Annotated in this window: 24 protein-coding genes; 2 read left to right on the forward strand and 22 right to left on the reverse strand. The window is 68.9% G+C overall.

What is annotated here, in order from left to right:
* Positions 1-23 precede the first annotated feature (23 nt).
* Positions 24-1,394, reverse strand: coding sequence for a magnesium transporter (gene mgtE, locus PV764_RS16675; RefSeq protein WP_019185477.1), 1,371 nt, complete (start codon positions 1,392-1,394; stop codon positions 24-26).
* Between the two features lie 345 nt (positions 1,395-1,739).
* Between mgtE and PV764_RS16680 the strand changes: the two genes are divergently transcribed.
* Positions 1,740-3,545, forward strand: coding sequence for a monovalent cation:proton antiporter-2 (CPA2) family protein (locus tag PV764_RS16680; RefSeq protein ID WP_019185478.1), 1,806 nt, complete (start codon positions 1,740-1,742; stop codon positions 3,543-3,545).
* Positions 3,546-3,619: 74 nt separating this feature from the next.
* Here PV764_RS16680 and PV764_RS16685 read toward each other — a convergent pair whose 3' ends face one another.
* From PV764_RS16685 to PV764_RS16785, 21 genes are all read right to left on the reverse strand, one after another.
* Positions 3,620-6,955: an ankyrin repeat domain-containing protein gene (locus tag PV764_RS16685; RefSeq protein ID WP_421117118.1), complete on the reverse strand. Its 3,336-nt coding sequence runs from the start codon at positions 6,953-6,955 to the stop codon at positions 3,620-3,622.
* A complete protein-coding gene (locus tag PV764_RS16690) occupies positions 6,948-7,214 on the reverse strand; it encodes a YcgL domain-containing protein (RefSeq protein WP_421117119.1) in 267 nt (88 codons plus the stop codon). The genes PV764_RS16685 and PV764_RS16690 overlap by 8 nt, the downstream gene beginning before the upstream one ends.
* Before the next feature lie 261 nt (positions 7,215-7,475).
* Entirely contained in the window at positions 7,476-7,913 is a 438-nt protein-coding gene (locus tag PV764_RS16695) for a hypothetical protein (protein WP_046272614.1), read from the reverse strand.
* A 75-nt stretch (positions 7,914-7,988) separates the two neighbouring features.
* A complete protein-coding gene (locus PV764_RS16700; protein ID WP_421117121.1) occupies positions 7,989-9,230 on the reverse strand; it encodes a beta-ketoacyl-ACP synthase in 1,242 nt (413 codons plus the stop codon).
* Entirely contained in the window at positions 9,230-9,961 is a 732-nt protein-coding gene (gene fabG, locus PV764_RS16705) for a 3-oxoacyl-ACP reductase FabG (protein WP_421117122.1), read from the reverse strand. The genes PV764_RS16700 and fabG overlap by 1 nt, the downstream gene beginning before the upstream one ends.
* The gene (locus PV764_RS16710) at positions 9,958-10,419 is read right to left on the reverse strand and encodes a hypothetical protein (RefSeq protein ID WP_019185484.1); all 462 of its coding nucleotides are present in this window, start codon (positions 10,417-10,419) and stop codon (positions 9,958-9,960) included. The genes fabG and PV764_RS16710 overlap by 4 nt, the downstream gene beginning before the upstream one ends.
* Positions 10,416-11,603, reverse strand: coding sequence for a beta-ketoacyl-[acyl-carrier-protein] synthase family protein (locus PV764_RS16715; protein ID WP_046272610.1), 1,188 nt, complete (start codon positions 11,601-11,603; stop codon positions 10,416-10,418). The genes PV764_RS16710 and PV764_RS16715 overlap by 4 nt, the downstream gene beginning before the upstream one ends.
* Positions 11,600-12,151, reverse strand: a complete 552-nt coding sequence (locus PV764_RS16720; protein WP_284128623.1) for a DUF3261 domain-containing protein — start codon at positions 12,149-12,151, stop codon at positions 11,600-11,602. Before PV764_RS16720 ends, PV764_RS16715 begins: the two co-directional genes overlap by 4 nt.
* Positions 12,139-13,380, reverse strand: a complete 1,242-nt coding sequence (locus tag PV764_RS16725; protein WP_019185487.1) for an NAD(P)/FAD-dependent oxidoreductase — start codon at positions 13,378-13,380, stop codon at positions 12,139-12,141. The genes PV764_RS16720 and PV764_RS16725 overlap by 13 nt, the downstream gene beginning before the upstream one ends.
* A 42-nt stretch (positions 13,381-13,422) precedes the next feature.
* Positions 13,423-15,768, reverse strand: coding sequence for an MMPL family transporter (locus PV764_RS16730; protein ID WP_421117123.1), 2,346 nt, complete (start codon positions 15,766-15,768; stop codon positions 13,423-13,425).
* Positions 15,761-16,381: an outer membrane lipoprotein carrier protein LolA gene (locus PV764_RS16735; protein WP_019185489.1), complete on the reverse strand. Its 621-nt coding sequence runs from the start codon at positions 16,379-16,381 to the stop codon at positions 15,761-15,763. The genes PV764_RS16730 and PV764_RS16735 overlap by 8 nt, the downstream gene beginning before the upstream one ends.
* Positions 16,378-16,800, reverse strand: coding sequence for an acyl-CoA thioesterase (locus PV764_RS16740; RefSeq protein WP_046272607.1), 423 nt, complete (start codon positions 16,798-16,800; stop codon positions 16,378-16,380). The genes PV764_RS16735 and PV764_RS16740 overlap by 4 nt, the downstream gene beginning before the upstream one ends.
* Complete coding sequence (locus PV764_RS16745; protein ID WP_046272606.1) at positions 16,787-18,343, reverse strand: HAL/PAL/TAL family ammonia-lyase; 1,557 nt, start codon at positions 18,341-18,343, stop codon at positions 16,787-16,789. Before PV764_RS16745 ends, PV764_RS16740 begins: the two co-directional genes overlap by 14 nt.
* A complete protein-coding gene (locus tag PV764_RS16750; protein ID WP_019185492.1) occupies positions 18,333-19,280 on the reverse strand; it encodes an acyltransferase in 948 nt (315 codons plus the stop codon). The genes PV764_RS16745 and PV764_RS16750 overlap by 11 nt, the downstream gene beginning before the upstream one ends.
* Positions 19,277-20,062: a glycosyltransferase family 2 protein gene (locus tag PV764_RS16755; RefSeq protein ID WP_046272605.1), complete on the reverse strand. Its 786-nt coding sequence runs from the start codon at positions 20,060-20,062 to the stop codon at positions 19,277-19,279. The genes PV764_RS16750 and PV764_RS16755 overlap by 4 nt, the downstream gene beginning before the upstream one ends.
* Complete coding sequence (locus PV764_RS16760) at positions 20,055-21,740, reverse strand: AMP-binding protein (protein ID WP_026070144.1); 1,686 nt, start codon at positions 21,738-21,740, stop codon at positions 20,055-20,057. The genes PV764_RS16755 and PV764_RS16760 overlap by 8 nt, the downstream gene beginning before the upstream one ends.
* Positions 21,733-22,284: a membrane protein gene (locus tag PV764_RS16765; protein WP_019185495.1), complete on the reverse strand. Its 552-nt coding sequence runs from the start codon at positions 22,282-22,284 to the stop codon at positions 21,733-21,735. The genes PV764_RS16760 and PV764_RS16765 overlap by 8 nt, the downstream gene beginning before the upstream one ends.
* Positions 22,285-22,306: 22 nt before the next feature.
* Entirely contained in the window at positions 22,307-22,564 is a 258-nt protein-coding gene (locus tag PV764_RS16770; protein ID WP_019185496.1) for an acyl carrier protein, read from the reverse strand.
* Between the two features lie 20 nt (positions 22,565-22,584).
* Positions 22,585-22,845: a phosphopantetheine-binding protein gene (locus PV764_RS16775; protein ID WP_019185497.1), complete on the reverse strand. Its 261-nt coding sequence runs from the start codon at positions 22,843-22,845 to the stop codon at positions 22,585-22,587.
* Positions 22,832-23,635: a lysophospholipid acyltransferase family protein gene (locus tag PV764_RS16780; RefSeq protein ID WP_019185498.1), complete on the reverse strand. Its 804-nt coding sequence runs from the start codon at positions 23,633-23,635 to the stop codon at positions 22,832-22,834. The genes PV764_RS16775 and PV764_RS16780 overlap by 14 nt, the downstream gene beginning before the upstream one ends.
* On the reverse strand, positions 23,628-24,362 hold the full coding sequence (locus tag PV764_RS16785; RefSeq protein WP_421117124.1) for a beta-ketoacyl synthase chain length factor: 735 nt from the start codon (positions 24,360-24,362) through the stop codon (positions 23,628-23,630). Before PV764_RS16785 ends, PV764_RS16780 begins: the two co-directional genes overlap by 8 nt.
* A gap of 126 nt (positions 24,363-24,488) precedes the next feature.
* Between PV764_RS16785 and PV764_RS16790 the strand changes: the two genes are divergently transcribed.
* Positions 24,489-25,511 (forward strand): pteridine-dependent deoxygenase, encoded by a 1,023-nt coding sequence (locus PV764_RS16790; RefSeq protein ID WP_421117125.1) that lies wholly within the window; start codon positions 24,489-24,491, stop codon positions 25,509-25,511.
* The last annotated feature ends 369 nt before the right edge of the window (positions 25,512-25,880 follow it).

Genomic DNA, 25,880 nt, shown 5'->3' on the forward strand with positions numbered 1-25,880 from the left:
GTTATTAACCACCCCCGTCCCTGTTAAAGCAGGGTGCCGCGCAGGATCATCGCGGCGATGCTGAAGTAGATGACCAGGCCGGTGACGTCCACCAGCGTGGCCACGAACGGGGCCGAGGCGCTGGCCGGGTCGAAGCCCAGGCGCTTGAGGATGAAGGGCAGCATCGAGCCGGACAGCGAGCCGAAGGTGACGATACCGACCAGGGCCGCGCCGATGGTCAGTGCCAGCAGCTGCCAATGGTCGCCGTAGTCATGCAGGCCCAGCAGCTGCCAGGAGACGATGCGGATGATCGCCAGCACGCCCAGGATCGCGCCCAGGGTGATGCCGGTCGGCACCTCGCGCAAGGCCACCTTCCACCAGTCGCGCAGGCGCAGCTCGCGCAGGGCCAGGCTGCGGATCAGCAGCGAGGTCGCCTGCGAGCCGGAGTTGCCGCCCGAGCTCATGATCAGCGGAATGAACAGCGTCAGCACCACCGCGCGCGCCAGCTCGTCTTCGTAGTGCTGCATCGCGCTGGCGGTCAGCATCTCGCCCAGGAACAGCACGCTCAGCCAGCCGGCACGCTTGCGCAGCATCTCGAAGAAGCCGATCTGCATGTACGGCTTTTCCAGTGCTTCCATGCCGCCGAACTTGTGCACGTCCTCGGTGGATTCTTCGATCAGGGCATCGAGGATGTCGTCCACCGTGACGATGCCCAGCACATGGTGCTGCGCATCCACCACCGGGATCGCGAGCAGGTCGTGGCGGCGGATCAGCTGCGCGACTTCTTCCTGGTCCAGCTGCACATCCACCGTCACCGGCGGATTGACCTGGGCGACGTCGAGGATGGGCTCCTCGGGCAGCCCGGTGATCAACCGGCGCATGGTGACGACCTGCACCAGCGCACGGGTATGCGGGTCCAGCACGTAGATCGCGTAGACGGTCTCGCGGGTGCGCTCCACCTCGCGGATGTGCTGCAGGGTGCGGCCCACCGTCCAGTCCGAGGGCACGCTGACGAACTCGGTGGTCATCAGGGCGCCGGCGGTGTGGGCCGGGTAGCTGAGCAGCTGCTGGATCGCCTTGCGGGCCTCGGGGCTGAGCAGCGGGATCAGGCGCGCGCGCTCGTCCTCGTCCAGCTCGTGGACGATGTCGGTGGCGCGGTCATCGGCCATCAGGCCGAGCAGGGCGGCGGCGCGGGCGACCGGCATGGCCGCCACCAGATCGCCACCGCGGTTGAGCTCGGGCTGCTCGAGCATCTTCACCGCGCGCGGCAACGGCAGCGCGGCCAGCGTATCGGCGGCGCGCGACAGGCTCAGCGTGTTGAGGAATTCCACCGCATCGGCGGTGTTGAAATTATCGAGGGGTGCGCTCAAGGAGGCGGCATCGGCCACCGGGCGCAGCAGGTCTTTCTGGTTCATCGTATTCGCCTGTGGGGATCGCATTGCGCGACGCCAACGCTGGCGAACCGACCCGTGTCAGGCGGTCGCCATCGCTGGCGTCGAGCAAGGTCGACTTCTACTGTCGCTGGACATGGGTTGGGGACTCCGGATGGGTTTACTGCCGACGGCGGACGCCAGCAGCGGCGGGCAGTCTGGACCCGGGTGTGACGCAGGTCAACCCTTGGGGAGCGCGCCGTTCGGGTAACAGTGGCCTTCGGCCGGCATCGCGGCCGCATAATGGCGCGTGGCCCCGGCCACGGGCCCCGGCTGCCCCGGGGAGGCTTTCCACCCGCACGGCACACGATCCCATGAGCAGGTTCTCCCATGCATAGCGGCGCGCTCGAGCTGGCCCTGGTGCTGCTGCTGGCCGCGGTGATCGCGGTGCCGGTGTTCAAGAAGCTCGGCCTGGGCGCGGTGCTCGGCTACCTCGCCGCCGGCGTGGTGCTCGGCCCCGATGGGCTGGGCTTCGTGCAGGACGCCGACCGCATCCTCAGCGCCGCCGAGATCGGCGTGGTGATGCTGCTGTTCGTGATCGGGCTGGAGTTGTCCCCCGCCCGCCTGAAGGTGATGCGCCGCTCGGTGTTCGGGGCCGGCGCGCTGCAGGTGGCGCTCAGCGCCCTCGTGCTCGGCAGCCTGCTGATGCTCGATCATTTCCAGTGGAAGAGTGCGTTGATCGTCGGCATCGCGCTGGCGCTGTCCTCCACGGCGGTCGGTCTGCAGCTGCTGTCCGAGCACAAGGCGATCAACAGCGATTACGGGCGGCTCGGGTTTGCGATCCTGCTGTTCCAGGACCTGATCGCGATCCCATTGCTGGCCGCGATTCCGCTGCTGGGCGGTGCGCGCAACGACACCCTGCAGTGGAACGACGTGGCGATCGCGATCGGCGCGCTGGCGGTGGTGATCCTGTGCGGCCGGCCGGTGCTGCGCCGGTTGTTCAACATCATCGCGCGTACACGCAGCCCCGAAGTATTCACCGCCACTGCGCTGCTGGTGGTGCTGGGCACCGCGTGGTTCATGCAGGAGGCCGGCCTGAGCCCCAGCCTCGGCGCGTTCCTGGCCGGCGTGCTGTTGTCCGATTCGGAATTCCGGCACGAACTGGAATCGCAGATCGAGCCGTTCAAGGGCCTGCTGCTCGGCCTGTTCTTCATCGCAGTGGGCATGGGCATCGACCTGGACCGCATCATCGCCGAGCCGATGATGATCGCCGCCGGCGTGGCGATCCTGCTGGTGGTGAAGTTCGGCCTCCTGTTCGGGATCGGCAAGCTGGCCAAGCTGCGTACCCGCCATGCGGTACTGCTGGGCAGCGTGCTGTGGCTGGGCGGCGAGTTCGCCTTCGTGGTGTTCAACGAGGCGCAGCGCGCGCATCTGCTGGGCAGCGCCAACCATGATCGGCTGGTGGCGATCGTGGGTCTGTCGATGGCGATCACACCGCTGCTGATGATCGTCCTGATCCGCCTGCTGGGTCGCGACGAGGGACCCAAGGCCCCCGTCCAGCCCGCTGACAAGGTCGACATCGACGATGTACAGCCGCAGGTGATGATCGCCGGCATGGGCCGCTTCGGCCAGGTGGTGGCGCGCCTGCTGACCGCGCAGAAGATTCCCTTCGTGGCGCTGGAGTCGAACCCGGACACGGTCTCGGACCTGCGCCGGTTCGGCAACAAACTCTATTACGGCGACCCGACCCGACCGGAGATGCTGCGCGCCGCAGGTGGCGAACACATCCGCGTGTACGTGGTCACGCTGGATGATCCGGACGCCAACATGCGGGCCACGCGGCTGATCCGGCGCATGTATCCGGATGCGGTGGTGCTGGTGCGCGCACGCAACCGCCAGCATGCGTGGCGGCTGATGGACATGTCCGCCGAGCCGTTCCGCGAGGTGTTCGGCACCAGCCTGGAACTGAGCGAACGGATGCTGATCGCGCTGGGCATGTCGGTGGAGACCGCACGCAGCCATGTGCAGCGCTTCCGCGAGCACGACGAAAAACTCCTGCGCGATCAGTACCTGGTCTACGACGACGAAGCGGCGGTGATCCAGACCTCGCGCGATGCGCGTGCGGACCTGATGCATCTGTTCGAGGCGGATGCGGAGAGTGATGGGAAGGGCGCGGACGACCGTCCGCAGCATTGATGAACCTGCGGATGCACCGTCGCGTGCATCATTGATCCGCTGCCGGCCAGCGGCCGGCACTACCCACCGCGGAGTCAGCCGTTATCGCGCAGGAACCGGGCCATCGAGGAGACGCCCGGCACCAGCGGTTCGAATTCGCCAGCGACGTCGATGAAGCCGCGCATCACCGCGATCTCGCGCGGGCTGCGGTTGAGCGCGTCGCGTACATCCGGATCGGCACCGGCACGCAGCAGGCGCTGCACCAGCAGCGGCAGGCCGTGCAGCGCCGCCAGATGCAGCGGACCGAAGCCACGCGGATCACGCACGTCCAGCGAGACCTCTTCGTCCAGCAGACGCTCCACCGCAGCGAGCACGATCTGCTCGTCGCAGGCGGTGCCCGGCTCGGCGCGTGCGCCGAGCAGCAGCAGCAACGGCGTGACCGAGCCGGCGGCGGCCTGGTCCGGTTCGGCACCGGCCAGCAGCAGGGTGTCGAGCAGGGCGAGCAGACGCGCACGGTCCCGCGCACTGAAGCCGTACAGCGCCGCGCAGTGCAGCGGACCCAGTTGCTGGGCATCGCCGGCGTGCACGTTGGCACCGGCGGTGAGCAGGCGCGAGACGATGTCCGGCAGGCCCAGTGCGGAGGCCAGCATCAGCACGGTGACGCCGCCCGGCAGGCGGTATTCGAGTTCGGCACCGGCATCGAGCAGCGCCGAGACGATATCCACCTGGCGCATGCTGACTGCCGCCGAGAGCGGCGTGGCGCCACTGGCGGCGGCATGCTGCGGGTTGGCACCGCGGGTCAGCAGCAGATCCACCACGGCCAGGTGACCGCCACCAGCGGCGCGCAGCAGCGCAGTGCAGCCCTGGGCGTCGACGGCATCGACCCCGAACCCCAGGTCGATCAGGCGACGCACGGCATCGGCATCGCCGGCCATCGCAGCGGCCGGCAGGTCACCGTCGCGCAGCGCGCGGCGCGGCAACGGCCACACCCGCCAGTCCAGCCAGTCGGCGAGGTCGCGGCGGCCGATCGACAGTGCCACGCCCAGCGGGGTCTGGCCGTCGGCGGCGCGGGCTTCGGGTGAGGCGCCCTGTTGCACCAGCAGTTTGATCGAGCCTTCGCGCGCGAGCGCCGTGGCCAGATGCAGGGCGGTCATGCCATGGCTGTCGCGCGCTTCGCGGTCCACGCCCAGCGTCAGCAGGGCCTGCTGCAGGCGCAGCCAGTCCAGGCGGACGGCCAGCGAGAGCGGCGGGTCGCCCGCCGGCGACGGCGCGAACGGGTCGGCGCCGCGTTCCAGCAGTTCGAGTGCAAGTTGCTCCAGGCCACGCGAGGCGTGGTCACGCTGGGCGCAGGCGCTCAGCAGGCGCGCCAGGCCACCGCGACCGGCCGGGGACAGGCCGCGGCGCAGCAGCACCTGCAGGGCCGGCACCGCATCGATGCCGCGCGCCAGCAGCGCGAACATCGGGGTATCTCCGCAGGCATCGAGCACTTCCGGGGCCGCACCATGTGCCAGCAGCCAGTCCAGCGCCTGCGGGTCCAGAGCCAGTTCGGCATCGTGCAGCAGCGCACCGAGTTCTTCGGGCGCGCACAGGCGGGCCAGGGCCGCCATGCCCTCGACGTTGCCGAAGCTCAGTGCTTCGCGCAGCAGTTCCAGCGGCGGGCGGTCCGGCAGCGACGCAGGAGCCGCATCGCTGTCACCGGACATCACCAGCCCATCGCTGACCGCCGAGGGCAGCGGATAGGACGGATCCAGCAGCGACACGATGGCCCAGCGCCCGGCACCGGCGGCGATGTCCACCGCGCGTCGGCCCTGCGGATCGGCTACGTCGGCGGCGATGCCCAGGTCGCGCAGGCGGCGCACCAGCAGCGGCGAGACGTTGTCGGCCATGCAGGCCAGCAGCACGGCGTTGCGGCCTTCGCCATCCACCGCATTGAGGTCGGGATGGTGCGGCAGCAGGTGTTCGACCACGCCGGCCCGGCCACCGCGCGCGGCCTCCAACCACGGCGTGCGCGCCAGTGCATCGCGTGCTTCCAGGTTGGCGCCGGCGGCCAGCAGCACGTCGATGATGTCGACATGGCCGGCCAGCGCAGCTTCGTGCAGCGCACTGCGGCGCTGGCGGTCGCGCGCATCGGCGCGGGCCTTGTGCTTGAGCAGCAGCTGCACACCGGCCGGGTCGTCTTCTTCAGTCCCGGCCGCGGCCAGCAGCACGGGCGTGCCCTCGGCCGGCTCGGTCTTGGCCCCGCGTTCGAGCAGGAACTTGGCCAGCCGCCAGTTGCCGACCTGGCAGGCCACGGCCAGCGGCGACCAGCCGTCATCATTGAGCGCGTCCACTTCCGCGGCGGCATCGCGCAGCAGCGCGGCGACACCGGGATCGGAACTGCGCGCCGCGTGATGCAGCGGCGTGTTGCCCTCGCTGTCCACCGCGCGCGGGTCGGCGCCATTGGCGAGCAGGGTCATCACCGCCTCGGGGCGACCGTGCCAACTGTCGCGGGTAGCGGCCAGCAGCGGGGTCATGCCACGGTGCGGGGCATTGACGCCCACGCCGCGCGCGATCAGTTCGCGCAGCAGGCGCAGGTCGGGCAGCACCGCGGCCAGCACGGCCAGGCTGCGCTGGTCGCGCCAGGCCGGATCGGGCAGCCCGTGCGGGTCGGCGCCGGCCTGCAGCAACTGCAGGGCACGGTCGACCCGGCCGCTGCGCGCCGCGTCGTACAGCGCCGGCTGCTGTTCGTGCAGGCTGATCGATTCCAGCGGTTTGGGCTCGGCGTACGCGTCGGCGAACAGATCATCGCGGTCACCGCGGGTCTCTGCCGGTACCGGTGCGCTCAGGGTCGATGCGGGGGCAATCGCCTGCAGCAGCACGTGCGCCAGCGGGGACAGCAGTACCACTGCAGCGGCGATCGGCCAGTGCAGCGCCGCCGAGACCAGGCCCGGCCACGCCGGCAGCACCACCAGCGCGCACACCAGCACCACCAGCGCAGCAACGGCCAGCCCGCGCCAGGCGGTCAGGTCGCGTCCGGCCAGGGTCTGCCAGTGACGGGCCAGGCTGCCTTCGCTGCGTTCCACGTCATTCCACAGCGGCCAGGTCCGCCAGACCCCGAGCAGCGCGGCGCTGACCGCCACGCTCACGCCGAGCACGGCGGCCAGGCTGCCGCTGTCGTGCAGGGCACTCAGCGGCCAGGCCACCAGCAGGGTCAGCAGCAGCGGGCCCAGCCCCCACAGCGCCAGCAGCGCAGGCGCATCCTGACGGACCACCTGCGGCAGCGGCTGCAGCGAGCGGGTGCGGCGCCACCACGAGACCGCCAGCGCGAACGCCGGCTGGGCCAATGCGGCGCACACGGCACCGGGCACGCCGCCGATGGCCGCAGCCAGGGCCAGCAGCGCACCGAGGGCGGCAGCAGATGCGACGGCGCGGGGGCGTTGGGATTCAATCATTGCGTCGCGGGAACCTGACCGGCGCCAACGGAGGCGGCGGCAACTGCAGATGGAATCCACGCTCGGTCAGGTTCTGGCGCACTTGTGCGGCATCGACCTGGGCGAGGCGACGGTCGGGAGTCAGGGCCACTTCGAGAACGAACTGGAACGGCGCCAGCGAGGCCTTTACCGCGTCAGGGATGACCGAGAAGTCATCACGAACGGCGAGATAGACGAAGCTGTCCTGCTTGCGTTGGTTTTTATAGACGTAGGCTTGCATGCCGCAGGGCGTTGCCCAGGGTAGTGAATGACAATGATTGTGGAGGAAAGCCGGCACAGGTGAAAGCCACGTGCACTGTCTACTGTCGGTTTTCCGTCACGCGACAGCATCAGGTTCATCAATGTCGTGATGTCGTTCAGCTGGGCGCCGCTGCAGTCTGCCGATGGCGCTGTGATGAATGCGTCGCTGCGGCGATGCCGCCGGTACCTGCGTTGGCCGCTGCATGGACCACCGCCCCGGCAGGGACGGTGGCCCGGGGGCTCACTTCACCTTGGCGTAGGTGCCCTTCAGCGCCACGCCGGCCAGGATCGCGCCCGCATAGCATTCGTAGTTGGTGGTGCTCTTGAACTCGTTCTTCTTGTAGTAGCTGACGATGTCGACCACGGCATTGGCACCGCGCGACTTTGCCCCATCCTGCAGCGCGCGCAGCGCCGACAGCGCCACCCAGCGGCAGGCTTCGGCATCGCTCTTGTTGGCGGCGTTGGTCTTCTTGTTGGTCACGTCCTCGCCCAGGCGTTCCACTACGCTGACCTTTTCACCGGCCAGATAGAACTTCACGCTGCCGTCGATGCCCACGTTGCGGGCTTCAGCGGAATTGACCAGCTCATGCAGCGACTGCTCGACACGGGTTTCGCGGGCCTGGGCGGTACTGGCCAGGGCGAGCAGCGCGGTGGCGGCGATCAGGGCAAAACGACGCATTCAACTTTCTCCTTGTTGGGGGGATGCGAGGGGTCTACGGAACGGCCGGCCCGCGACGCGGGCCGGAAACTGCGGTCAGTCCTGCCAGCGGCGGAAGATCAACGAGGTGTTGATGCCGCCGAAGGCGAAGTTGTTGCTCATGACGTAGTCGGTCTGCAGGGCACGGCCGTCGCCATGGATGTAATCCAGCGCGCCGCAGCGGGGATCGACCTCGTACAGGTTCAGGGTGGGGGCGAACCAGCCCTCGCGCATCATCTCGATGCTCAGCCAGGCCTCGAACGCGCCGCAGGCACCGAGCATGTGACCCACATAACTCTTGAGCGAGCTGATCGGCACGCCGGGGCCGAACACCTGGTGGGTGGCCTGGGTTTCGGCGATGTCGCCATGCTCGGTGGCGGTGCCGTGCGCGTTGACGTAACCGATCCGGTCGGCAGCCAGGTCGGCATCCTCCAGCGCCAGCCGCATGGCCTGCGCCATGGTCCCGGCGCTGGGCTGGGTGACGTGCTGGCCGTCGCTGTTGGTGCCGTAGCCGACCACTTCGGCCAGGATCGTGGCGCCGCGGGCCTGGGCATGCTCCAGCTCTTCCAGGATCAGCGTGCAGGCGCCCTCGCCCAGCACCAGGCCGTCGCGGTGGGCATCGAACGGACTGGGCGTGGTCTGCGGCGCATCGTTGCGCACGCTGGTGGCGAACAGGGTGTCGAACACGGCGGCGGCGGTGGCGTCGAGCTGCTCGGCACCGCCGGTGACCATCACGGTCTGCTTGCCGCTGCGGATCGCTTCATAGCCCGAGCCCACGCCCTGGCTGCCCGAGGTGCAGGCGCTGGAGGTGGTGTAGACCCGCCCGGACAAGCCGAAGAACACGCCAATGTTCACCGGCGAGGTGTGGCTCATCATTTTCAGGTAGGTGGTGGCGCTGATGCCTTCGGTGGTGTGCTCATGCAGCATCCGGCCGAACTCGGCGGTGGCCTCGTGGCTGCCCGAGGACGAGCCATAGGCCACGCCGGCCATGCCACTGCGCAGCACCGGATGGCCGAGCAGGCCGGCCGCCTCCAGCGCCAGCTCGGTGGCGCGCACCGACATCACCGCGACCTTGCCCATGCTGCGGGTGGTCTTGCGGTTGTAGTTGGACGGCAGCTCGAAATCTTCGGCCGGTGCAGCCAGGCGGGTGTTGAGGCCATCGAAGACCTCCCACTCGGGGATGTAGCGCACCGCATTGGTCCTGGCCTGCAGGCGCGCACGGATGCTCGCCCAGTCCTGCCCGAGCGGGCTGATGGCAGCCGCGCCGGTGACCACCACGCGACGATCGGGGCGGGCCATCAGACCATCCCTCCGTTCACCGAGATCACCTGGCGGGTGATGTAGCCGGCCGATTCGGAGAGCAGGAACGAGACCGCGGCAGCGACCTCCTCCGGCTGGCCCAGGCGGTTGGCCGGGATCAGCTTGAGCGCGTGCTCGACCACTTCTTCATTGACCATCTCGGTCTCGATCAGCCCGGGGGCCACGCAGTTGACCGTGATCGCGCGGCTGGCCAGCTCCAGCGCCAGCGCCTTGGTGGCGCCGATGATGCCGGCCTTGGCCGCGCTGTAGTTGGTCTGGCCGCGGTTGCCGACCAGGCCGGAGACCGAGGACAAGGTGATGATGCGGCCGGGCTTGCGCCGGCGCACCAGCGGCATCACCAGCGGGTGCAGCACGTTGTAGAAGCTGTCCAGGTTGGTGTGGATGACCGCATCCCAATCCTCGGCCGGCATCGCCGGGAAGGCGCCATCGCGGGCGATGCCGGCATTGCAGACCACCCCGTAATACGTGCCGTGCGCGTCGATGTCCGCTTCCAGCGCGGTACGCGCGGCATCGCGGTCGCTCACGTCGAACATGAGCACCCGGGCCTGTCGGCCCAGCGCCTGGATCTCGGCCACCACGGCCTGTGCTTCCTCGATGCGGCTGCGGCAATGCACCACCACATCGAAGCCGTCGCGCGCGCAACGCAGCGCCACGGCACGGCCGATGCCCCGGCTGGCGCCGGTCACCAGCACGGTCAGATTCCCTGTCATGCCTCTCCACTCTCCAGATAGGCCATCGCGTCCGTGGGTTCAAACACGGAGACGTTGGCAACCGCCATTTCGATATCGCCCGCCAGGATCCGGCAGGCGAACATGCCCAGGCCATTCTCGCCCAACAACTCGCAGTTCGCCTCCACCCGCAGGCAGCTGCCGGCGGCAAAGAACGGCTGGTGGGCGGTGTACCGGCGGGTGCCAAGCAGGAAGCCGATCGACGGCGCGCGGCCGGCGTGGCGTGCGCGGCACCCGGCCCAGGCGGCGATCGCCTGCGCCATGTACTCCACCCCGACCCAGGCGGGCACGCCATCAGGCGTGCAGAACAGCCCCTGCGCGGGCACGTCCACCTCAACGGCGATGGACTCGTCCTGCCACGCCACCACGCGGTGGATCAGGCGCATGCTGTCGCGGTGCGGGAGCACCGCATCGATGTCATCGGGCAGCGGCATGCTCATCCTCGCGCCAGGGCCAGCACGGCGTTGCTGCCGCCGAAGGCGAACGAATGGCTGAGCACGTGCTGCAGCGGTTGCGCAGCGCGCGTGCCCGGTGCCACCAGGGCCAGCGCCGGCAAGGCGTCATCGGGCTGCCCGTCCCACCAGTGGGTGGGCAGCTGCTGGTCCGGGTTGTCGGCCAGGGTCATCCAGCACAGCGCCGCTTCGATCGCGCCCGAGGCGCCGAGCGTGTGCCCGGTCAGCGGCTTGGTCGAGCTGGCCGGCACCTGCGTGCCCAGCACCGCGGCGACCGCCTGGCTTTCCATCGCATCGTTGTGACCGGTGGCGGTGCCATGCAGGTTCACGTAGTCGATCTGCGCCGGCGCCAGCCCGGCCCGGTCCAGGGCCTGCTGCATGGCATCGATCGCGCCACGTCCCTGCGGATCCGGCGCGGACATGTGGTGGGCATCGGACGATTCGCCCCAGCCGGACAGGCGCACCGGGCCCGGCTCGCGGGTCATCAGGAACAGCGCGGCGCCTTCGCCGATGTTGATGCCGCTGCGGTTTACCGAGAAGGGATTGCAGCGCACCGCCGAGACCGACTCCAGCGCGCTGAACCCGGCCACGGTGAAGCGGCACATCGAGTCCGCCCCGCCGGCGACCACCGCATCGACCACGCCGGCGCGCAGCAGGCGTGCGGCCGACATCAGCGCCTTGGCGCTGGACGAGCACGCGGTGGAGATCGTCCAGGCCGGGCCGGTGCTGCCGATCCGCTCACGCACGAAGCGCGCGGCGGTGCCCATTTCCTGCTGGGCGTAATGGAAATCCGCCGGCCACACGCCATCGCGGTGATAGGTGCGCAGTGCGTGCTCCGACTCGCCGATGCCCGAGGTGCTGGTACCGATGATCACCGCCACGCGCTCGGCACCAAAACGGGCGACGGCGGCATCGACGGCCTCGCGGATCTGGCCGAGCGCAGCGTCCAGCAGGCCGTTGTTGCGGCCGCGCAGGGCGACCGGCAGGTCGGCCAGGTCCGGCAGCGGCGCCTGCACTTCGCCCAGCGCCAGCGTGCGGCCGGGCAGGAGGGTGTCGTTGTCGTGCAGCCCGCCGGGCTGCGCCGCGAACAGGCCCTCGCGCACCTGGGCGCGGTCGGCCCCCAGTGCGCAGATCACCCCCAGCTCGTTCAGATAGACCGCGCTGCTGCTCACTCCTGGCCCTGCCCCATGTCCATTGATTCGATCACCAGTTCGTAGCCCTCGGCCAGGTTGCGCAGCCGCACGCGACCATCGGGCAATGTCTCGCGCACCAGCCAGGGTGTGCCGCCCTGGACCAGGCTGCGCACGCCGTCGGCTTCCTGCAGGCTCCAGCCGTCCGGCAGCGCGGCACGGATCGCCGCGGCGGGCCACAACGCGAACTGCAGGTCGTCGAGCACGCGCTCGCCGCGCACCTGCGGCGGCAGCCACGGGGCCCGGGTCTGTTCCAGATGCTGCCCGTCCCAGACGATGCGCACGCCGGTCTGGCCCATCGCCTGCACCGCCAGCCGCACCTGTTCGGCATCCACCTCCAGCAGGGCATCCAGCTCACGCTCGTGGCTGCCGAAGCGGAACTGCAGGCGCTGCTGCAGCTGCACCGGCTGCGGCAATGCCGAGGGCGCCAGCTGCAGCACGGGCAGCTGTACCAGCGGCGTGGGCATGCGGGTGCTGGCGCATGCGGCCAGCAGCAGGCTCAACAACAGGGTCAGGATCAGGCGCTGCACAGTTCCTCCAGCACGCGCAGGCGCCGGCCGCTGGCGTCGGCAACGTACGGATTGTTGGTATCCCAGGCATAGCCGGCCAGGATCGAGGAGATCATGCGGCGCACCTCCGGCTGCGGATCGGGATGGTAGATGATCTTCTGGAAGCCACCGGCGTACCAGGCCTCGACGAAACGCCGGAAGGTTTTCACCCCGGCGCGCAGCGGCACCGAGAAGTCCTGTTCCCAGTCCACCGTTTCACCGGCGTGCTCGCGGGCCAGGCAATCGCTGGCCAGCTGGGCCGATTTGAACGCGATGGTCACCCCCGAGGAAAACACCGGATCGAGGAACTCGCCGGCGTTGCCGAGCAGGGCATAGCCTTCGCCCCACAACGAGGAGACATTGGCCGAGTACCCGGTGATGGTGCGCACCGGCAGCACCGCCCATTCGGCGTTCCCGAGCAGGCGGGCCAGGTTCGGATCCTCACCGACGATGGCCTGCAGCTTCTCCAGATCGGTGCCCGGGTAGCGCGCGAAGAAGCTCGGCTCGGCCACCACGCCCAGCGAACAGCAACCGTTGGAGAACGGAATCGTCCAGTACCACACGTCCACGTGCTCGGGATGGGTGGTGATCAGGATCTTGTTGCGATCAAAGCCTGCGCCGGCCGGAATGTGGTCGCGCACATGGCAGAAGATCGCACCGCGCACCGGGAAATTCGACGGCGACTCCAGGTCCAGCAGGCGCGGCAGCAACCGGGCGAAGCCGCTGGCGTCGAGAATGAAACCGGCCTCGATGGTGTACTCGCTGCCATCGGGCCGGCGCACCTGCACCTGCGCCGGACGCCCGGGCTGCACGGACAGCACCTCGTCACCGAAGCGCAGCGTAGCGCCCATGCGCTCGGCACCGCGCGCCAGTACGTCATCGAAGTCGGCGCGCTGCACCTGGTAGGTGGTGCCCCAGCCCGGCGAGAACTTGTCGCGGAAATCAAACTCGGTGGTCGCCTCGCCGCGCACGAACGCCGCACCGTTCTTGTACTGGAACCCGGCCTGCACCACATCCTGCAGCAGCCCGGCCGCCTCGATGTATTCCATGCTCTGCGGCAGCAGGCTCTCGCCGATCGAGAACCGCGGAAACGCCTGGCGCTCCAGGATCAGCACCTGGCGCCCCTGCCGGCGCAGCATCGCCGCCGCCACGGAGCCGGCCGGGCCGGCGCCGATGACGAGGATTTCAGTACGTTCCACCTGCGGGTTCATCGATACATCCTTGATCAGATCATGAGAGGGAAACGCGGTCGCTCAGTGCGGTGCGTCGTGCGGTGGCGGGCGGAACAGCGGCGAGATCAGCCAGACCAGGCCGATGCCGAACAACAGGGTCAACCCGAAGGCGCGCAGCGCCGGCGTGGCCGACAGCCCGAGCAGGCCGAACGACAACCAGGTGCTGGCCGCGCCCACGCAGACCGCGAGCCAGGCACTGGCATCACCGCGGTGTTCGATCAGGAAGATGCCGTAGTCGATGCCCATGCCGAGCAGCAGCATCAGCGCGAGGACGTTGAACAGTTGCAGTGGCTGGCCGAACAGCCCCAGCAGCGCCAGTGTCAGTGCGCCGGCGATCAGGGTCGGGGCGAGCACGCGCCAGGCCTGGCCGCGGTAGCGCCAGAACAGCACCGCAAACACCAGTGCGATGCCGATCAGCAGCAGCCCGCTCATCAGCTTGCGGTAATGCTTGAGCAGCTGCGAGAAATCGGCGGTCCGGTCCACCCAGCGCACGCCATCGATGCCCTTGGCCTGTGCTTCCAGCAGCGCCAGCGCATCGGCACGCGAGAGGTCATCGACCATCACCACCGACGCCACGCCCTTCCCGACCGTGCCCAGCCACAGATGTCGGAACGGCATGGCTGCCGGCGAGGCAAGGAAGGCGTCGGCCTGCAGGTCCTGCGCAGCATAGGCCGGGCGCAGCAGTGGCTCACCCACCGCCGCACCGACCCGTGCCAGCACCTGCGGCTCGACCTTGGCGGTCAGGGCCGCATCGGCATGTTGGCGCTGCTGCGAGGGCAGCCAGTCGCTGATCGCCCGGTAGCCACCGATCTGCTTGCCCGCTTCCAGCACGCGCAGGCGATCGATCAGTGCCTCTTCGCGCTCCAGCACCTGCTCGGCGGTATCGCCCTGGACCAGATAGAACTGCGCCGGGCTGGGCATGCCCAGCATCTGGCTGATGCGGATCTGCTGGGCGATCAGGTCCGGCGGCGATGACTGCAGGCTGCGCAGGTCGTCATTGGTCTGCAGACGGGCGATGCCGATCGCCGAGAGCACCGTCACCACGCCCAGGAACATCGCCGCCTTGCGCCCGTGCAGGCGCGGCCAGCGCTCCAGCGTGGCGCCCAGCCAGCGGGCGAAGCCGGTACGACGGATTTCGCCGCCATCCAGCCACGGGAACCAGAAGATCACGGTCAGGAAGGCGGCGGCCAGGCCGACCACCGAGAACAGCGCCATCTGGCGCAGCCCCGGGAACGGCGCCAGGCCCAGCGCGAGATAGGCCAGTGCGCTGGTCAACAGCGCCAGCCACAGGCCAGGCAGCAGGTGCCGCAGCAGCTTCCAGCGGCGGTCCGCCGGTTCGGCCTGGCGCGAGGCGAACCAGTGGATGCCGTAATCCTCGGCCACGCCCACCAGCGAGGCACCGAACACCAGCGTCAACACATGCACCTTGCCGAACACCAGCACCGTCACCGCCAGCGCGACGCCACAGCCGATCAGCAGCGAGGCGGCCACCAGCAGGATCGGGCGCAGCGAACGGAACGCCAGCCATACCAGCAGCAGTACCGCGGCCAGCGACCCCCAGCCGATCGTATTGATTTCCCAGTTGGCCTGCACGGCCGCGGCTTCCGCATGCAGCGGGACGCCGGCACGCAGCACTTCCAGACCCGGCGCCTGCTTCATGGCGGCCTCGGCGGCGGTGTCCAGCAGCAGGTCGATATGGCGCTCGCCATCGAGCTGGAACGCCGAGCCGACCGTGTCGTACTGCACGATCGACCAATGCTTTCCATCGGCTTCCAGCAGGCCGTCATCGCCCATCTGCAGGCCCGAACCCAGCGCGCGCTCCTGCCACCACTGCGGCCACAGCGAGAGCGGATCCTGGCGCCACTCGGTCAGGCGCGGCGCGCCCATCGGGCCGTACAGCGCCGCCAGTGCCGATTCGGCCAGGCCATCGGTGGGTTCGTTCTGCAGCCGCTCGCGCTGTGCACTGGTCAGCAGGCGGTCGCGATACGGTGCGTAGAACGCCCGTGCCTGATCGAACCAGCCTTCGATCGAGCCGCTTTCCTGGAGCAGCGGGGCAGCGCCCCGCTCCACCTTGATGGCATCGCGGAATGCGGCCTCGGCCGCCTTGGTCTGCGCCGCATCGGTACTGCCCAGCAACACCACGATCTGGCGCGCGTTGGCATCGGCGATACGGCGGGTGACATCGGACAGCAGGCGGTCGTGCGCATCCTGCGGCAACAGCGCGAGGATGTCGGTATCGATCCGCGATTCGCTCTTCCACAACTGCCATTGCTGCACGCCCAGGCCGATCAGCACCAGCAGCCAGGCAATGGCCAGGCAGCGCCAGAGGCGCTGCAGGCGGCCGTTGGACGTCAGCACGTCATTCAAACTTGCGGCCCTCGTCGGCGCTCAACGCCGCCGGCGTATCGCTCATGCCGGCAAAGTGGATGCGGGTGACATCCTGGTTGGCCTCGTTGATCTGCACCTCGCGCACGTAGCGGTCACCGCTCAGAGTGAGCTGCGCAAACACCTTGCCGAGCATGGCCGAGCGCGGGGTCAGCTGCATCTTCCACGCGTTGCCGGGCAGCACTTCCACCTTGACCGTGAACTGCGCCGACAGCGCCTGCGCATCGCCACTCATCAGCGCGAACATGATCGCGTTGACCGAGCGCATCGCCGGCTGCTGGCGGCCATCCAGTTCGACCCGGCTGCTGCCATCGCTTTGCCGGCTCAGGATGCGGTCGCGGGTGACCACCACCTCGGAAGGGAACGGCTTGAGCGTGGTCCAGACCACCCCGTGGTCCTGGGCCAGCACGAAGCGACCCTGCGAGCGCAGCGGGTTCTTGAACCCGGCGACCTGTTTCTCCTGGGTGAACTCGCCGCGCAGCACGTCGACCTTCGCCACGCGCTGCTTGACTGCCTCCACATCGGTGGCGGCGAACGCCGGGGCGACCATGGCCAGCATCAGCAGCACGCACAGCATGCGCAGGAAACGGTTCATTGCGGTTGCACTCCAAGACGCTCCCACAGCACCGGCGGGCACAGGTAGAGCATTTCATTGGTGGCCGCGTCGACCGCGACCTGGATGGTATGGGCGCGGGTCAGCGTGGTACCGCTGTCCGCATCCACGATTTCATAGGCGATCTTCAGGCGGTTTTCCCACTCGGTGATCGTGGCGCGCACGCGCAGTGCCTGGCCGTACAGCAGCGGGCGGATGTACTTCACCCGCGCATCGACCACCGGCCACAGGTAACCGGAATCGCGCATCTGCGGGTAGTCGTAGTCATGGCGCTGCAGCAGGGCGCAACGCGCGATCTCGAAGTACTTGAAATAGTTGCCGTGCCAGACCACCTGCATCGCATCGCAGTCATGGAAGGCCGGCGACAGCGCGACCTCGAAGCTCAGATCATTCGTGGACATACAGCTCCCAGCGCTGTGCGCGGATATCGTCCAGCAGGGCGCGCAGCTCACCATCCAGCGCGCGATCCTCCTCGATCAGGGCGATGCGCTCGGACAGGTCCTGGTACATCGCGGCCAGATCGCCGTGCAGCGTGGCCTTCATGCCGACGCGCTCACGCAGCGCCACGCCTTGGCGGGCGGTGATCAGCAGCGCCGCCACGACCTGCTCGGTCAGCTCGATCACACGCAGGCAGTCGCGCGCGGCGATGGTGCCCATGCTGACCTTGTCCTGGTTGTGGCATTCGGTGGAACGCGAGAACACCGAGGCCGGCATGGTCTGCTTGAGCGCTTCGGCGGTCCACGCCGAGACACTGATCTGCAGCGCCTTCAGACCATGGTTGATCGCCGCGCGCTCACCGGTGGCGGCCGACAGGTTGGCCGGCAGGCCATGGTTGAAGCGTGCATCCACCACCAGCGCCATCTGCCGGTCGAGCAGGTCGGCCAGATTGGCGATGGTGTTCTTCAGCGCGTCCATCGCGAAGGCGATGTGGCCGCCGTAGAAGTGGCCACCATGCAGGATGCGCTCGCCCTCGACATCGATCAGCGGGTTGTCGTTGGCGCTGTTGAGTTCGGTTTCGATCAGCTGGCGGAAGAACGGCAGGGCGTCCTGCACCACCCCGATCACGTGCGGGGCGCAGCGCAGCGAGTAACGGTCCTGCAGGCGCTGTTCGTTGCGCGGCGGCCGGTCGCTGTGCAGGTCCTGGCGCAGGCGCGCGGCGATCCGGGTCTGCCCCGGGTGCGGCTTGGCAGCGAACAGCATTTCATCGAAATGATGGGCGTTGCCGTCACTGGCCAGCACGTTGAAGGCGGTCAGGCGCGTGGCCAGCCTGGTCAGGTAGTCGGCGCGGTCGTACGCCAGGCAGGCCAGCGCCGTCATCACGGCGGTGCCGTTCATGATCGCCAGGCCTTCCTTGGGGCGCAGCCGCAGCGGCGCCATGCCGATCTCGGCCAGCACCTCGGCCGCCGGGCGGCGCGACCCCTGGTACATCACCTCGCGCTCGCCGCAAAGCACCGCGGCCACGTAGGACAGCGGGGTGAGGTCGCCGCTGGCGCCGACCGAGCCTTCGGCCGGGATCAGCGGCAGCACGTCATGCCGCAGCAGCGTGGCCAGGCCCTGCAGCAGCGGGTGGCTGACCCCGGACATGCCGCGCACCAGCGAAGCCAGGCGCGCGGCGATCACCGCACGGGTTTCCTGCGGGTCCAGGAAACGCCCCAGGCCACAGCCGTGGTAGGTGAACAGGTGGTGCGGCAGTTCGGCCACCAGCGCCGGCGGAATGTTCACCGTGCACGAATCGCCGTAGCCGGTGGTCACCCCGTAGATGACGCCGTCTTCGCGCAGCAGGCGATCGAGGAAGTCCGCGCCGCGCTGGATGTGCGCGGTGAACGCGGCATCGTCGGTGACCACGGCCTGGGCCTGGCGCTGTGACAGCGCGACCACGTCTTCGATGGTCAGCGGCGCATCGCCGAAGCGGACGGAGGGTGCCTGATCGGCCTTACTTGCCATGAGATGCCTGATCCCAGAAGGGGAAGAAATTGAACCAGTCCAAGGGTGCCTGGGTGACCTGAACTTCCAGCCACCGGGCGAAATGTTCCGCCTGCGCGGTCAGCGCGGCGTCACGCGAACCGCGCGGCAATACGATGCGGTCGGTGAACTGTTCAAAGCGCACCTGGTAGCCGCGGCCGTGATGCAGGCAGGCCATGGTGTAGACCGGGCACGCCAGCGCCGCGGCCAGTACATAGGCGCCGATCGGGAACTGAGCGGTGTGGCCGAGGAACGGGGCCGGCACGGTGCGCCCGCCACGCAGCGGCACGCGGTCGCCGACGATGGCCACGAAACCACCCGCCTCGACCCGGCGCTGCAGCTCGACCGCGGTGGCCGGGCCCATGTCGGTGACCTGCAGCAGCTCCACCGAGGCCAGCGGATCGAGCCGCTGCATCAGGCGGTTGAAGCGCTGCGCGTGCGCGGTGTGGACCAGCACGGTGATGTGGAAGCCCGGCACCCGCTCGGCCAATACCTGGCACAGCTCCAGGCAGCCGATGTGCGCGGTGAGGATCAGCCCGCCTTCGCGGCGCGCGATCTTGTCCAGCACCAGGTCGCGCTGCAGATGGATGTGCTCGGGCGGATAGCGGCCGCCCAGGCCGAGCAGCTTGTCCAGCATGGTGTCGGCAAACAGCGCGAAGTGCTTCAGGCTCTGCCAGCGCCCGGGTGCCGAGGGGAACACGCCGGTATGGGCCTGCAGGCGCTCCAGGTACTGCAGCGACGATTCGCGCGCGACCCGGTTGCTCAACCAGTGGCAGAGCACCACCGGGTACACGCACAGCCGGAACGGCCAGCGGCCGAACCAGCGGTGCACCCAGCACAGGAACAGCACGCCGGCGGCCGAGGTGGACTCGCCGATGTCGGCCCAGTGCGGGGCACTGCCGGGGGCGGGCGTGGTCATGCGCCGGGCCCTGCGATGCGCTGCCACAGCAGCCGCGGCGCGCGCCACAGCATTCCGACGAACAGGCGCGCGTGCATGCGGCTGATGCGCACGTTGTCGCGCCACACATCGAAGTGCGAGACGCCATCGCTGGGATAGGTGACGGCGGTCGGCACACTGATCACCTTCACCCCACGCCAGAACAGCCGCACCAGGATTTCACTGTCGAAATCCATGCGCCGGCCAATGGTTTCCTCGCCCATCAGGCGGATCACCGGGGCCAGTGGATACAGGCGGAAGCCACACATCGAGTCGCGGATCTGCAGCGACAGCGTGTTGATCCAGACCCAGATATGCGTGGCGTAGCGGCCGTACAGGCGTGCCTTGGGCACGCTGGCGTCATAGCGCGGGATACCACAGATCACCGCCTCCGGCTGCGCCTGCGACAGCGCGACAAAACGGGGGATATCGGCGGTCTCGTGCTGGCCGTCGGCATCGATCTGCAGCACGTGGCTGTAGCCCAGGCGCGCGGCTTCGGCAAAGCCGGCCAGCATCGCGCCACCCTTGCCCTGGTTCACCGCCAGCCGCAGCAGCGTCACCTGCGGTGCGTGCTCGCGGGCCAGCGCATCAAGCACCTGCGCGCACTCACGGTGCGAGCCATCGTCGACCAGCAGGCACGGCTGCCGACTGGCCAGCACGCCCTGCACCACCGCACCGATCGCATGCGCGTGGTCGTACACCGGGATCACCACCAGCGGGGCGAAGGCCGATCTGCTCATGCCGTTACCGGGGTCATCACGCATCACCAAACACCACCCGGCCGCTGGCGTGCACGCCATGGACGGAGACGTAGCGGAAGCTCATCGCCGACCTGGCCGCATCCCAGCCCAGGCTCAGCTGCAGGCAGTCGCCCGGGCGGGCCACGTGCTGGAACTTGACCGCGTCCATGCGCAGGAACTGCGGCGGCATCGTGAATGCGCTGCGGCCGTAGTGGATCGCCCAGTCCAGCTGGACCACGCCGGGCAGGATCCTGGCCTGCGGGAAGTGCCCGTCGAATGCGACCAGGTCCGGATCCAGCACGAACTGCAGCGAGGCGCTGGTGGCATCGCGCTGCTGCCACTCGGGGGTCGGCATCAGCGGCCGGAACAGGGCCGCCAGTGCCGCGGCAGTAACCTTGCCCTGCGCGTTGAGCGGCAGTTCGTCGATGAAACGCCAGCGGCGCGGCCGGGTCACGGCATCGTGGCTTTGGGCCAGATGCGCGCCGAGCTGCTGCGCCTGGCGGCGGCGCTGTGCATCGTCCCAGTTCGCGGCGCCCGCCGCCTGCGGCACCACCACGGCGGCCAGCTGTTCGCGCGCGCCCGGCAGCACCAGCACGCGCACGTCCTGCACCGCCGGGTGCGCACGCAGCTGCTGTTCGAGGGCGTCCAGCGAGACGCGGCGCTCTTCGATCTTGACGATGCGGTCGGCGCGGCCGAGCAGCCGGAAGCTGTGGCCGTCATCGGCGACGGCGCGGTCCTGGGTCAGCCACCAGTCGTCGTTGTCCAGGTGCGGCGAACGCACCGCCAGGCAACCTTCCTCGATCCGCCAGGCAACGCCCGGCAACGGATGCCACTGCGGCTGGGCGGCACTCCAGCGCCGCCAGGCCACGCCACCGGTCTCGCTGCTGCCGAAGACCTCGGTCGGGGCCACGCCCATCAGGGCGCGGACCTGCAGCGCCGCCTCGGTCGGCAGCGGGCCGCCGGAGGAGAACACCGCACGCAGCTGGCCGCCCAGCGAGGACCAGTCCAGCTGTTCGGGCAACCGTTTGAGGTGGGCCGGGGTGGCCACCAGCACCGACGGCTGGCCGCCCAGCGCGCTGACCAGATCCTCATGGAAAAACCGGCGCGGCTGGATCGCGCGGCCGGCCACCAGCGGCCACAGCACGCGGAACAGCAGGCCGTAGATGTGCTGGTGCGAGACCGTGCCCTGCACCTGCGCGCCGTCCATCTGCTCGCCGAAGGCGGCCTGCAACGCATCCACCTCGCGGGTCAGCTGGCGCATGCGTTTGACGATCGCGCTCGGCGCACCGGTGCTGCCGGAGGTGAACACCACCAGTGCCAGTGCGGCTTCATCCAGCGGTTGCAGCACGACGGCGGGATCGACCTCCGGATCCGGCTGCAGCGACGCATAGCGCGACGGCACGTCACCCGCAAAACCGGCCACGCGCGGGCTCAATCCTTCCAGCGTGGCCGGCAGGTTGTCGCCCCCGAGGAACACACGCTTGCCGGCATGCCACGCCCCCAACAGGGCGGCGGCGAAGGTGAGCGTGTCATCGAAATACAGCGCCCAGTCGGTGCCGGGCGCGCGTGCGAAGGCCTGCTGCCAGCGCAGCACCTGCGTGCGGAACTGCGGATGGTCCACCACGGTGTCGCCGGCGATGCCGACGATGCGGCCCGGGCGCGGCACCAGCGCCAACCGGTCCAGTGCGATCCACTCAGCCATGCGCATGCGCCGCCTTGACCCGTCGCCGGACCAGCCATTCCCCACCAAACAGAGCACCCATCATCACGTACGCCAACAATCCGTTGTAGAACGCCCAGACCTGGTTGGACGCCCACAGCGCCGTGGCCAGGGCCAGACTTCCGTTGAGAACAAAGAAGCCGCACCAGATCCAGGTGACGCGGCGGGTATAGATCACGGCGAACGGCGGCAGGTCCGGCTCGCTCAGCCGCGCCAGGCGCTCCACCGCGCTGGGGCCGAAACGCAGGCTGGTAGCGAAGATCACCAGCATCACCGCATTCACCAGCGCCGGGTACAGCTTCAGCGGCAGCGCCTGGTTGAAGGCCGTGGCGACCAGGGCGAGCACGCCGGTACCGAGCGCGGCCACCCACCACACCGCCTGGCGGGTGGTCAGCGCGCGCAGCGCGGCCAGGGTGAACAGCAGCAGCGACAACCAGCGCGGCTCGAACCGGCCCAGCGACAGGTACACCACCAGCGGGTATGCCAGCGACAGCAACGCAAACGCCGCGACGCGTACCCGGACCATGGTCAGTCTTCAGCGATGGCCGTCAGGCGGCCGCTTGACCGGGCAACAGCCCGTGCACCACATCCACGATGTCCTGCACGGTACGCACCTGCTTGAACGCTTCCGGTTGCAGATTGCGGCCGAGCAGCGGCTTGAGCTGCACGATCAGGTCGACCGCGTCGATGCTGTCGATGTCCAGGTCGTCGTACAGCCGCGCGGCAGGCGTGATGCGGCTCGGCTCGATCTCAAAGCTGTCCTTGAGGATCTTGACGATGCGCTCGAAAAGTTCGTTCTTGGTCATGGGTAAATCCTGACGCGCCGTTAGGACGGCTGGCGTGCGGCGACAAACTCGCTCAGGGCACGCACGCTGGAGAAATGGCGACGGGTCTCTTCCGAATCGGCTGACAGACTGACACCGTACTTTTTCTGCAGGGCCAATCCAAGTTCCAGCGCGTCGATCGAATCCAGGCCCAGCCCCTCGACAAACAGGGGGGCGGCGGAATCGATGTCTTCGGGAGTGATGTCTTCCAGTGAAAGCGATGAAATGATCAATTCCTTGATCTCGTGCTCAAGTGCCTGCACGGGTCGGGTCTCCAGCGAAGTCGAAGTAATGGGCAAGATGATCGGTCACACGCCTGGCCGCCAAGGCATCCCCCCTGGGCGCATCGCCGGTCTCGTTCAGAAACGGGGCGATCGGGAGATCCTCCCCGACTTCCAGCTGAACGTGAAATCGCCGTGATGGCACACGATACCATTTCTGGCCCTTGGTCAGGGTCGGCGGGGTGCAGGTGATCCGCACCGGGGTGATGTCCAGCCGGCCCCGCACTGCGATGTTGGCCGCGCCACGCTGCAGGCGCAGCGGCTGCCCGGGCACGGTGCGGGTCCCTTCCGGGAAGATCACCAGGTTGCCGCCGGCCTGGACCGCGGCGATGCAGTCGTCCACCAGCCCGGCCCCATCATCATTGGAGACATAACCGGCGGCACGGACCGGGCCGCGCATGAACGGGTTGCGGGCCACGGCCTGCTTGACCACGCAGTCGGCATTGGGCAGCTGGGCGATCAGCAGCACCACATCGATCAGGGTCGGATGGTTGGCCAGGATCAGCAGGCCGTTGCGCTGCAGGCGCTCGCCCCCGCGGATCTCGTAGGTCATCAGCCCCAGCCGGCGCATCAGGCCGACGTGGGTGGCGAAACCGGCCTGGACCAGGCGCCGCGCCAGCACGCGCCGGCGTACCGGGTCGCGGACCAGCAACAGGGACAGGAACAGCATCCCGCCCAGGACCAGCCCGCCGATCCCGAAGGCGGCAAAGCTCAGCCCCGTGCCCAGCACCCGCCAGGCACGGTTGATCCGGGCCGGCCAGCGCTCAGCCATGGCGTTGCCAGCTCCAGTGCTGGCCGTCGGCCTCCAGGCCCAGCGAAGGCGACCCCGCCAGCAGGAAGCGCAGCGCTTCAAGGCCATGCGGCAGACCGTCGGAGGGACGATCCTCGCCGCCGGCACCCCAGCCCAGCGACAGTCGGGTGCCCGGGCCGCTGGCCGGCCCGAGCCGCCAGCACCACGCGAAGAAAGGGTCGGGCTCGTCGGCGAAGCCGGCATAGATCGGCGGCAGTGGCGATTCGTACACCACCAGCCGCACCTCCGGCGCACCATCGGCGAGCAGCCCGAAGGCCTCCACGCAGGCCGTTTCCACCGTGGCCCGGCCGGCCGCGAGGGCCAGATAGTTGCCCCGCTGGCCGCGGGCGATCGAGTACAGCGCGGCGATCGCGTTGTGCACCGACAGGCCGAAGCCGGTCGGCGACATCGGCTGGTCCGCACTCAGGGTGTTGAGCAGCTCCATCGACCGGGCCACGTCGCCGTGCCGCGAGGCGAACACCAGCGGCACCCGGCCATCGTCGTCGGGCTGCTCGCACCAGCAGGCGGTCTGGATCGCCATGCGTCCGAGCCGCTCGATGCGACGTCGCTGCATGGCGGGCACTTCGGACAACGCGGGGGTGTCCTCACCGGTGGGCAGCCAGGGGGCCTTCGCCCACGCCTGCCACTGCGCGTGGGTGGTGATGCCCGGCGCCCACGCCGCCCAATCGATTACAGAAAACTCAATCATTCCCGCCAACATGATGGATGGGTACCAGGAGAAGGCCGTCGACATCGCCTGGCACCGGTGGCGGCGCCGGGAAAGGAGCGCACGCTATCATGACACTCTCGGCACTGGCTGCATTCACATTCTGAAATGAGCAACACGATCGACAACGCAACGGCCCCGGCAGTCGCTTCCCCTTCCTCCGGACCCGCGTTGTTCCGTGTCGCGTACGTCCCGGCCACGCAGCGCGAGGCGGCACTGGCCGACCCGCGCACACTTGCCGTGTTCGGCTTCGGCCTTCCCCGCGCCACGCTGGACGACCCGCGCTGGCTGCAGGTGCCGCTGGCCGAACAGGGCCCGGCGCAGATCGAGGTCTGGCGCGGCGGCACGCCGGTCGAACACGGGGTCACCGACGGGGTGCGCTGGTCGCACAACGACAGCCTGCTGTTCGGGGTGCTGGAGATCGAGGAGACCGACAGCGATATCGAATCGGCTGCGGCCGAGGCCTACGCGCGGATGAGCGCGTTCCTGTCGCGGTGCGGCTATCCGCACCTGCTGCGGACCTGGAACTATCTTGATGCCGTGACCGAGGGCGACGGTGACCAGGAACGTTATCGGCGCTTCTGCGTGGGCCGCGTCCGTGGCCTGCGCGAGCTGGACGAGGCCGCGCTCCCGGCCGCGACCTGCATCGGCCGTTTCGATGGCGAGCGCCGCCTGCAGGTGTATTGGCTGGCCGCGCGTGAACCGGGCCAGCCGCTGGAGAATCCGCGCCAGGTGAGCGCGTTCCGGTATCCGCGCCAGTACGGGCCGCAGTCGCCCAGTTTTTCGCGTGCGCTGCTGCCGCCGCTGGCGACGGGCCTGCCGTTGCTGCAGTCGGGGACGGCGGCGATCGTGGGCCATGTGTCGCAGCACACGGGGGCGGTGGATGAGCAGTTGCGCGAGACGCTGACGAATCTGCAGAGCCTGGTGGATACGGCGCGCGGCCAGCGGCCGTCGTTGTCACCGGTGCTGGGTTCGGGCTCGGTGCTCAAGGTGTATGTGCGCCGGGCGGAGGATATGGGCCTGGTGGCGGCGCAGATGGCGGCGCTGCCGACGGCACCGCCGTTCGTGGTGCTGCATGCGGAGGTGTGCCGCGCGGAGCTGCTGGTGGAGATCGAGGGGCTGCACGGCTGAGCCAAAGCCTTGGTTTTCCGGTCGTACCTGGGCTGGGTCGGCGTGGGTGGGGTGTCGGGACCCGCTGCAAGTACGTCCATGTAAGCTCATGTGTTGCCATCCATGGCAACACATGGTCCCGCCACCCCACCCACACCGTCCCTTCGACAGTTGGCTGGTGCGCATGGGTAACATCAAAAGCAGACGGTGCCCGATCGGTTGCCTGACACTTTTTCTTGATGAGTAAGGCGATCTCTCGCTGTGGCTGTGGCTGTGGCTGTGGCTCTGGTAGAGCCGACCACTGGTCGGCTGCTCTTGAATTGGCTGCCCTTGACCCTTCTTTTACGACTGGCTTCTTCCAACCGACGAGGCAGACTCTGCCGGGCGAGG

This window comes from Stenotrophomonas sp. AS1 (assembly GCF_048957655.1).
Classification (GTDB): Bacteria; Pseudomonadota; Gammaproteobacteria; order Xanthomonadales; family Xanthomonadaceae; genus Stenotrophomonas; species Stenotrophomonas bentonitica_A.

What these genes read in the sequence shown, in the direction of transcription:
- mgtE (WP_019185477.1), bottom strand. Translation starts at nt 1,394, where the DNA reads ATGAACCAGAAAGACCTGCTGCGCCCGGTGGCCGATGCCGCCTCCTTG.
- PV764_RS16680 (WP_019185478.1), top strand. Translation starts at nt 1,740, where the DNA reads ATGCATAGCGGCGCGCTCGAGCTGGCCCTGGTGCTGCTGCTGGCCGCG.
- PV764_RS16685 (WP_421117118.1), bottom strand. Translation starts at nt 6,955, where the DNA reads ATGATTGAATCCCAACGCCCCCGCGCCGTCGCATCTGCTGCCGCCCTC.
- PV764_RS16690 (WP_421117119.1), bottom strand. Translation starts at nt 7,214, where the DNA reads ATGCAAGCCTACGTCTATAAAAACCAACGCAAGCAGGACAGCTTCGTC.
- PV764_RS16695 (WP_046272614.1), bottom strand. Translation starts at nt 7,913, where the DNA reads ATGCGTCGTTTTGCCCTGATCGCCGCCACCGCGCTGCTCGCCCTGGCC.
- PV764_RS16700 (WP_421117121.1), bottom strand. Translation starts at nt 9,230, where the DNA reads ATGGCCCGCCCCGATCGTCGCGTGGTGGTCACCGGCGCGGCTGCCATC.
- fabG (WP_421117122.1), bottom strand. Translation starts at nt 9,961, where the DNA reads ATGACAGGGAATCTGACCGTGCTGGTGACCGGCGCCAGCCGGGGCATC.
- PV764_RS16710 (WP_019185484.1), bottom strand. Translation starts at nt 10,419, where the DNA reads ATGAGCATGCCGCTGCCCGATGACATCGATGCGGTGCTCCCGCACCGC.
- PV764_RS16725 (WP_019185487.1), bottom strand. Translation starts at nt 13,380, where the DNA reads ATGAACCCGCAGGTGGAACGTACTGAAATCCTCGTCATCGGCGCCGGC.
- PV764_RS16735 (WP_019185489.1), bottom strand. Translation starts at nt 16,381, where the DNA reads ATGAACCGTTTCCTGCGCATGCTGTGCGTGCTGCTGATGCTGGCCATG.
- PV764_RS16740 (WP_046272607.1), bottom strand. Translation starts at nt 16,800, where the DNA reads ATGTCCACGAATGATCTGAGCTTCGAGGTCGCGCTGTCGCCGGCCTTC.
- PV764_RS16745 (WP_046272606.1), bottom strand. Translation starts at nt 18,343, where the DNA reads ATGGCAAGTAAGGCCGATCAGGCACCCTCCGTCCGCTTCGGCGATGCG.
- PV764_RS16750 (WP_019185492.1), bottom strand. Translation starts at nt 19,280, where the DNA reads ATGACCACGCCCGCCCCCGGCAGTGCCCCGCACTGGGCCGACATCGGC.
- PV764_RS16755 (WP_046272605.1), bottom strand. Translation starts at nt 20,062, where the DNA reads ATGCGTGATGACCCCGGTAACGGCATGAGCAGATCGGCCTTCGCCCCG.
- PV764_RS16760 (WP_026070144.1), bottom strand. Translation starts at nt 21,740, where the DNA reads ATGGCTGAGTGGATCGCACTGGACCGGTTGGCGCTGGTGCCGCGCCCG.
- PV764_RS16765 (WP_019185495.1), bottom strand. Translation starts at nt 22,284, where the DNA reads ATGGTCCGGGTACGCGTCGCGGCGTTTGCGTTGCTGTCGCTGGCATAC.
- PV764_RS16770 (WP_019185496.1), bottom strand. Translation starts at nt 22,564, where the DNA reads ATGACCAAGAACGAACTTTTCGAGCGCATCGTCAAGATCCTCAAGGAC.
- PV764_RS16780 (WP_019185498.1), bottom strand. Translation starts at nt 23,635, where the DNA reads ATGGCTGAGCGCTGGCCGGCCCGGATCAACCGTGCCTGGCGGGTGCTG.
- PV764_RS16785 (WP_421117124.1), bottom strand. Translation starts at nt 24,362, where the DNA reads ATGATTGAGTTTTCTGTAATCGATTGGGCGGCGTGGGCGCCGGGCATC.
- PV764_RS16790 (WP_421117125.1), top strand. Translation starts at nt 24,489, where the DNA reads ATGAGCAACACGATCGACAACGCAACGGCCCCGGCAGTCGCTTCCCCT.